This window comes from Neoroseomonas rubea (genome assembly GCF_016106015.1).
Taxonomy (GTDB): domain Bacteria; phylum Pseudomonadota; class Alphaproteobacteria; order Acetobacterales; family Acetobacteraceae; genus Neoroseomonas; species Neoroseomonas rubea.
This window is the reverse complement of the sequence record NZ_JACADQ010000203.1, coordinates 1-7,224: the sequence shown is the minus strand read 5'-3', so window position 1 is coordinate 7,224 and position 7,224 is coordinate 1. Positions and strand designations below refer to the sequence as shown.

9 protein-coding genes are annotated in these 7,224 nt (G+C 72.2%); 3 read left to right on the top strand and 6 right to left on the bottom strand.

What is annotated here, in order from left to right; all coding sequences use genetic code 11:
• The coding region (locus HW577_RS16920) for a cold-shock protein (RefSeq protein WP_198377323.1) at positions 1–360 on the top strand (360 nt) is incomplete at its 5' end.
• A gap of 164 nt (positions 361–524) precedes the next feature.
• A complete protein-coding gene (locus HW577_RS16915; RefSeq protein WP_198377322.1) occupies positions 525–1,364 on the top strand; it encodes a flagellin in 840 nt (279 codons plus the stop codon).
• Between the two features lie 133 nt (positions 1,365–1,497).
• Here HW577_RS16915 and HW577_RS16910 read toward each other — a convergent pair whose 3' ends face one another.
• Positions 1,498–2,247, bottom strand: coding sequence for an aspartate/glutamate racemase family protein (locus HW577_RS16910; protein WP_198377321.1), 750 nt, complete (start codon positions 2,245–2,247; stop codon positions 1,498–1,500).
• Positions 2,248–2,308: 61 nt separating this feature from the next.
• Here HW577_RS16910 and HW577_RS16905 point away from each other — a divergent pair, with 61 nt between their 5' ends.
• Entirely contained in the window at positions 2,309–3,301 is a 993-nt protein-coding gene (locus HW577_RS16905; RefSeq protein WP_198377320.1) for a Bug family tripartite tricarboxylate transporter substrate binding protein, read from the top strand.
• Between the two features lie 162 nt (positions 3,302–3,463).
• On the opposite strand, the gene HW577_RS16900 is transcribed toward HW577_RS16905, so the two are convergent.
• The 5 genes from HW577_RS16900 to HW577_RS16880 all read right to left on the bottom strand — a co-directional run.
• Positions 3,464–5,197, bottom strand: coding sequence for an ABC transporter ATP-binding protein/permease (locus tag HW577_RS16900; RefSeq protein WP_198377319.1), 1,734 nt, complete (start codon positions 5,195–5,197; stop codon positions 3,464–3,466).
• Positions 5,198–5,209: 12 nt separating this feature from the next.
• The gene (locus HW577_RS16895) at positions 5,210–5,650 is read right to left on the bottom strand and encodes a DUF1499 domain-containing protein (RefSeq protein ID WP_198377318.1); all 441 of its coding nucleotides are present in this window, start codon (positions 5,648–5,650) and stop codon (positions 5,210–5,212) included.
• Positions 5,647–5,895, bottom strand: coding sequence for a DUF3253 domain-containing protein (locus HW577_RS16890; protein WP_198377317.1), 249 nt, complete (start codon positions 5,893–5,895; stop codon positions 5,647–5,649). The genes HW577_RS16895 and HW577_RS16890 overlap by 4 nt, the downstream gene beginning before the upstream one ends.
• Positions 5,892–6,473 (bottom strand): pyridoxamine 5'-phosphate oxidase family protein, encoded by a 582-nt coding sequence (locus tag HW577_RS16885; RefSeq protein WP_198377316.1) that lies wholly within the window; start codon positions 6,471–6,473, stop codon positions 5,892–5,894. The genes HW577_RS16890 and HW577_RS16885 overlap by 4 nt, the downstream gene beginning before the upstream one ends.
• Positions 6,470–7,224: NAD(P)/FAD-dependent oxidoreductase (locus HW577_RS16880; RefSeq protein ID WP_198377315.1), on the bottom strand; the 755-nt coding region annotated here is incomplete at its 5' end. The genes HW577_RS16880 and HW577_RS16885, both read right to left, overlap by 4 nt.

Below are 7,224 nucleotides of genomic sequence, written 5' to 3'. Positions count from 1 at the left end.
TTCGGCGACCGCCCCCCGCGCCGTGACTTCGGCGGCGGCGGCGGCGGTGGCTTCGGCGGCGGCGGCGGTGGCGGCGGCTTCGGGGATCGTCCCCCGCGCGCCTTCGGCGACCGTCCGCCGCGCCGCGACTTCGGCCGCGACGAAGGTGGGCCGACCTATGACGTCAACGGCACGGTCAAGTGGTTCGACCAGGTGCGCGGCTTCGGCTTCGTGACGCCGGATGATGGCGGGCAGGATGTGTTCCTGCATTCCTCCGTCCTCCAGCGCGTCGGCCGGCAGGACGTGCAGCAGGGCGAGAAGGTCGCCCTCGAGGTTCGTGACGGCCAGCGCGGCCGCCAGGCCGTGAACATGAAGGGGTAACCACCCCCGGTGTATGGAAGGCCCCGCTGGCGCCAGCCGCGGGGCCTTTCTTTTTTTGGACGACCTGCGTTTTTTCCCGGCCCGGTTAGCAATCCCTTCATCTTCCCCCGGCACATTGGGGGCGTGCCACGGGAATATCCCGTGCGAGTGAAGGGAAGATCCCGATGAGCCTCAATTCGGTGAACACGAATCTCGGCGCCATGGTGGCGCTGCAGTCGCTGAATCGCACCAATGAGGCGCTGAACGCCACGCAGAAGCGCGTCTCGACCGGCTTTCGCGTCTCGGACGCGAAGGACGATGGCGCGGCCTTCGCCGTGGCCCAGTCGGTGCGCGCCGATGTCGCCGGCCTGACGGCCGCGAACGAGCAGCTCGGCGGCGTCAAGGGCGTGCTCGACACCTCGCTGGCCGGCCTGCGCAAGGTCTCCGACACCATGATCAAGGTGCGCGAGACGCTGGTCCGCTTGGCCGACGACACGCTGAACGCCGACCAGCGCGCGCAGTACGAATCCCAGTACGAGGCGCTGCGCACCCAGGTCCAGAACTTCATCGCCGACGCGACCTACAATGGCCGCACCCTGCTGAGCACCGACACCGGCGCCGGCGGCGGCGACATCGTCACGACCCGCAACGAGGCCGGCACCACCTACACCCTGACCGCCGTGGACGCGGCCGGCACGCTCGTCGTCGCCGCCGCGCCGACCACGGCGGCCGGCGCCCAGGCGGCGATCGCGGCGGGCGGCGACTGGCCGACGATCAACACGGCGATCGCTGACGCGCTGAACCAGTACGGCTCGGATGCGCGGTACGTCGATGCGCAGATCGGCTACAACCGGGAAAAGCTGGACGCGCTCGAAGGCGGCCTCGGCGCCCTGATCGACGCGGACCTCGCGAAGGAATCCGCGCGCCTCCAGGCGCTGCAGATCCGCCAGCAGCTCGGCACGCAGTCGCTCTCGATCGCGAACCAGGCGCCGCAGTCGCTGCTCAGCCTCTTCCGCGGCGGCTGATGCCCGGCGGCCGAAGGCCGCACCTTTTGCCGCTCCGCCAGCGGCACTTCGCTTGGGCGGCGCGCGGCCCGCTTCGCCGGCGGCAACGCGGTCCTCCGCCCCGCGGGTATGTGGGGTGCGCGGCGGGCCCGGGTCAGCCGAAGCGCCGCGGCCGCAGCCCGGCGTGGAACCACGAGATCATCGAGTAGATGTCGTAGACCGGCAGGCCGACCGCCGCCTGCAGCGCCGCGGCATAGGGCGGCATGTTCGTGCATTCCAGCACGATCGCGCCGACCTCCGGATGCGCGGCGACCAGCGCCCGCCCGGCGTCCAGGATGTCCTGTTCCGCCAGCGCGATATCGAGGTCGTTCTTCGCCGCCGTGATAAGCACGCGGAAGAATTCCCGCCCGCCTTCCGTGCCGACAACCGGCGTGTCGAGCGGCACGCCCGCCGCTTCCAGATGCGCCGGCGTCAGCGAGCCCTTGCTGACGGTGATGACGCCGACACGCTCGCCCGGCGGCAGCGTCGCCTGCACCCAGGGCACCTGCATCAGCGACGATGTCGCGACAGGCACGCCGACGGCAGCCGCCATCTCCTTCTGGAACAGGGAGAGGAAGCCGCAGTTCGTCGTGATCGCCTCGGCGCCGAGGTCGACCAGGTCGCGCGCCGCATCGACGAAATCCTGCAGCAGGCCGCGCGCGCCCTGCAGCACGACGCGTTCCGGCGTGGCGCCCCGCACCACGCGGAACAGCACGGGAAAGGGCCAGGTCTCGCCATTGCCCATGTCGCCGGGAATGCGCGGGAAGCGCGCCTCCAGCATCAGGATGCCGAGCGGCGCGCCATAGATGGACTTCCCGCCACGCGCGATCCGCGCGAGGTTTGGGGCAGGTGAGGGGGCGTTCATGGCGCAGACAGGCTAGCATGGCCGCTCCGCCCGCCCACCCCATGCCGAGGAGACCGGGACCATGCTTCGCCGCACCCTTCTTGCCGCCGCCGCGCTCGTGGCAGGCCTCGCGACCGCCGCCCCCGCGCAGGAGGCGCCCTGGCCGTCCCGCCCCGTGACCATCATGGGCGGCTTCCCGAACGGCGCCGGCACCGACATCTACGCGCGTCGGCTGGCCGATCCGCTCTCCCGCGCGCTCGGCGTGCCCGTGGTGGTGGACAACCGTACCGGCGCGGGCGGGAACATCGGCTCGGACCTCGTCGCGAAGGCGCGGCCGGACGGCTACACCTTCTACCTCGGGACCGCCGGCACGCACGCGATCAACGCGGCGCTGTACCGCACGCTGCCCTTCGACGTGGTCCGCGACTTCACGCCCGTGGTCCTGCTCGGCGACGTGCCGAACGTGCTGATCGTGAACCCGGAGAAGCGGCCGAACTTGCGCAGCTGCCAGGATGTGCTGGCGGCGGCGCGGGTGCGGCCGCAGGCGGTCTCCTACGGCTCGACGGGCAACGGCGCGTCGACGCATCTCGCCGGCGCGCAGTTCGCGACCGCGGCCTCGCTCGACCTGCTGCACGTGCCCTTCCGCGGCCAGCCGGGTGCCATGGGCGCGCTGCTCTCGGGCGACACGGACCTGTTCTTCAACCAGACCGCCGCGGCGATGGGGCCGATCCGCCAGGGCCAGGTGCGCGCGCTGGTGGTCATGACGCGCGAGCGCCTTGCCGCCCTGCCCGATGTCCCGACCGTGGGCGAGGCCTGCGGCCTGCCGCCGATGGATACCTCTACCTGGTACGGCATCCTCGGCCCGGCCAACCTGCCGGAGCCGATCGTGCGGCGGATGAACACCGAGGTGAACCGCATCATCTCCACGCCCGAATTCCGCGACTGGCTGGTCAACAACCAGGCGATCACCCCGCCGGTGGCGCCGAACAGCCCCGAGCAGTTCCGCGACACGCAACGCGCCGATGTGGCGCGCTGGGCGGAGGTGGTGCGGCGGTCGGGTGCCACGGTGGATTGAGGCGCGCGGGGGGAGAAGGGAACTTCTCCCCCCACGGGTCCCATCGCCGTTGCTGCGCAATGCCGATGGGCGCCCGTTCCCCCCTCAACCTTCTCTGTCTGTCGGGAACTGACCTCCGCTGTCAGTTCCCAAGCGATGGAGAAGGGAGGGGGCGGGGGAGGTTCACCCTCCCCCGACCTTCAACGCCCTGTCCTCCAGCCGCATCGCCCGGTCATGGAACGCCGCCACCGCCGGCCGGTGCGCGATGGACAGGATGGTGCTGCCCGGCAGCCTTTCCCGCAGCAGCCGGTAGAGCCGTTCCTCCGCCGCCGTGTCGAGGCTCGCCGTCGCCTCGTCCAGGAACAGCCAGTCCGGCTTGAGCAGCAGTGCGCGGGCCAGGGCGAGGCGCTGCTGTTCCCCGCCCGAGAGGCGCTTGTCCCAGGAATCCGCCTCGCTCATCCGCGGCACCAGGTGGGCGAGGTCGGCCGCCTCCAGCGCCTCGGCCACCGCGGCATCGGTGAAGCCGGCCTCGTCCTCCGGATAGCAGACCGCGCGCTTGAGGCTGCCGAGCGGCAGATAGGGCCGCTGCGGCAGGAACAGCGCGCGCCCCGTGGCGGGCAGCGCGATCTCCCCGCCGCCGAAGGGCCAGATGCCGGCGATGGCGCGGAACAGGGTGGACTTGCCCGAACCGGAGGCGCCCGTCAGCAGCACGGACTCGCCGGGCCGGATCTCGGCGCGCCCATCCGCGAGCAGCACGCGCCCATCGGGCAGCGACAGCGTGACGTCCTTCAGCGTCAGCGCCTCCTCTACGCCCTTGGCCGCGCGCGGGCCGCCCTCGGCGCTGCGGGCGAGTGCCACGGCGTGGGTGAAGCCGGTCAGGCGCTCCACCGTCGCGCGCCATTCCGTCAGGCGCGCATAGTTGTCGACGAACCAGGACAGCGCGCCCTGCACCTGGCCGAAGGCGCTGCTCGTCTGGATCAGCCCGCCGAGCGGGATGCGCCCGGCGAAATAGGCCGGCGCGGCGACCACGATCGGGAACACGATCGCCACCTGCGAATAGCCGGCGGTAAAGAAGGTCAGCCGCTTGGTGGCCGTCATGATCAGCCACCAGTTCTCCATCAGCGCGCGGAAGCGCTGCGTCAGGCCGCGCTTCTCATCCGCCTCGCCGCCATGCAGCGCGACGCCTTCCACGTTCTCGCGGAAGCGCACGAGCGCGTAGCGGAAATCGGCCTCGACCTTCTGCTGGGTGAAGTTCAGCGCGACCAGCGGCCGGCCGATCAGATGCGCGAGCCAGGTCCCCGCCAGCGCGTACACCAGCGCGACCCAAACCATGTAGCCCGGGATGTTCACGCCGAGCACGTTGAGCGGCCCGGACAGCGACCACAGCACGATGACGAAGGAGAACAGCGTGACGACGGAATTCATCAGCCCGAGGCCGAGCGTCAGCGTGTCGTCCACGAACATGCGCGCATCTTCCGAGATGCGCTGGTCCGGGTTGTCGGTCGCCGGGTCGGTCAACGACATGCGGTAGTAGGCGCGGCCTTCCAGCCACTGCGTCAGGTAGACTTCGGTCAGCCAGCGCCGCCAGCGGATCTGCAAGGCCTGGCGCAGATACAGCTGGTAGACCGCGATCAGGATGTAGAGTGCCGCGACGATGCTGAAGGAGGGCAGGAAGCCCTCGGCCTCCGTCGTGTGCCAGGTGAACAGCAGCGCGATGAAGGCGTCCCAGTCCTTCTGCTCGAGCGCGTTGTAGAAGGCGCGCTGCCAGTAGGTGAGCAGCACCGTCATCCCGACCAGCGAGAGGTTCAGCGCGACGACGACGGCGAGCAGCCCGCGCGCCTTCCAGCGATCCTCGCTGCTCCAGTAGGGCCGGGCGAGCGCCCAGGCGTCGCGCAGGAAGGGGCCGAGGCGGCGCATGTCGGTCTCTCCTCAGCCGCGGCGCAACAGTGCCTCGAAGGCGGCGAGCCATTCCAGCACCCGGGCGCGGTTCGCGCCGAGGTCGGAATAGCCGATCAGGCTGCGCGAATAGAGCCAGAGCCCCGTGCCGCCGCCGGCGGGCGCCACCTCCGCCACCACGATGTCGGGGTAGTTCATCAGCCGCGTGCGCGCGACCCATTGCGCCTGGCGGCGGTCTGGGAAGTCGGCCAGCGGGAAGGTGCGTGGCATCGCCGCCGCGACGGCGCGGATCGCATCCCATGCCTGGTCCGGCGAGACGGGGAAGGGGTCGCGGTGCAGGTGCCCCGCGCCCGGCGCGGTGGTGGGCGTCAGCAGGCAGGTGTTGGGCGATGCGGGCAGGGCGAGCGTCGCGAAGTCCACCGGGCCCGGTGCCGGCACGCCGGCCGCGCCGCGCGAGAAGAGCATGCCGATCATGGGCGGATCCTCAGCCTGATGACGCCGCGAATCTCGGCGCCTGGGTCAACCTGCTTGCCCTTGCGCAGGATGTCGATGCGTCCTTCCTGCGCGAGGCGCACCGCCTCCCGCCGCACCCGCGTCATCAGGGACCGCCAGCCCTCCGGGTCCAGCGCACGCGCGGCCTCCGACGGGCAGATGCTTTTTTCCGCGCCGCGCTCGGCGACCAGGGCGAGGATGGCCTCGCGGATCGCGGGCTCGCTCATGGCGCCACCCAGGCGGCGGAGAGCGCGCCCCCTTGGTCCCAGGCGAAGCGCGCGCGGCGATGCCCGTCATGCGTGAGCAGCAGCCAGTCCAGCCGGTCCAGGATGAAGGTCACCACGGCGAAGTTCTCCCGCCCGCCTTCCGCGTCCTGCGGCGCGGGCGGCGGCGCGTCCAGCGTCGCGCCCGGCGCGTGCGGGGTTGCGTAGACCATGCGCGACATCGGGCGGCTGCCGGCCCAGGCGGTCTCGGCCTCGGCATCGCCGAGGTGCAGCGTCGCGTCGCCGGCGAGCCGCAGCTGCACCTGCGCGCCGGCATCGTAGCCATGCAGCATCACGCGCGGCCGGGCGGCGATCTCGGCCGCCTTGGCGCTGCGCCGGTCGGTGTGGATGCGGATGCGGCGCGTGGCCGGGTCGAAGGCGCGCAGCACGACGGTGCGGAGATTCGGCGCGCCATCGGCCGCGACGGTCGCGAGTGTCGGCGTGTGGAAGGGGCTGCGCCGATCCGCCACGCCACGGGCGAGAAGGCGGAAGGCGCTGTCCAGCGCGTCCTCCGGCGTCGCGGGCGCGGGCGGGCGCGTCACGGCGCGATGGTCGCGGCAAGCGCCGCGCCGCTGTCCCAGGCCGCTTCCGCCCGACCGGCGAGGCACCAATCGCCCGCGAGGCCGATCCGCCGCGCCGCATCCCACAGGAAGGGCGCGCCGAGTGGGGCTTCCAGCAGCGAATAGCGCCAGCGATGCGCCGCCGCCCAGGCGGGGACGGGCAGGGGCGTGGCGGCGAGCGTCGCGAGTTCCGCCAGCAGCGGGGCTGCGATCTCCTCCGCCCGCGCTTCGAGATGCGCGCGCGTCCAGGCGGGCCCCGCCTGCACCACCCAGCATTCCGCCGCGCCGTCGCGGCCCGGCTTCGAGGAATCCCGCGCGGCCCAGCCGATGGCATGGCCTTCGGGGCGCAGCGTGTCGGGCAGCGGAAGAGGCACGTCGAAATGCGCCATCACCGTCCAGCAGGGCGCGTAGCGCACGGGGCGCAGCGTCGCGGCCATGTCCGGCAGCAGGTCGATCGCCTGCGGCGCGGGGATGGTGACGAGCACGGCGGAGAAGGGGCCGTCCTCGATGGGCGGGGTCGCGGGCAGGGGCGCGCCGGGCTTCGCCTCCTTCGCGTCCCAGTGCTGGATGCGCCAGGCGCCCGGTTCGCCGAGGATCCGCCCAACGTGGCAGGAGGCCATGACGGGCAGGCCCTCGGCCAGCGCGCGGGGCAGGGCGGACATGCCGGGGACGCCGACGCGCCGCGCCGGGTCCGGCCAGGGGGCGGCACCGGCGGCCTCCAGCGCCGCGGCGA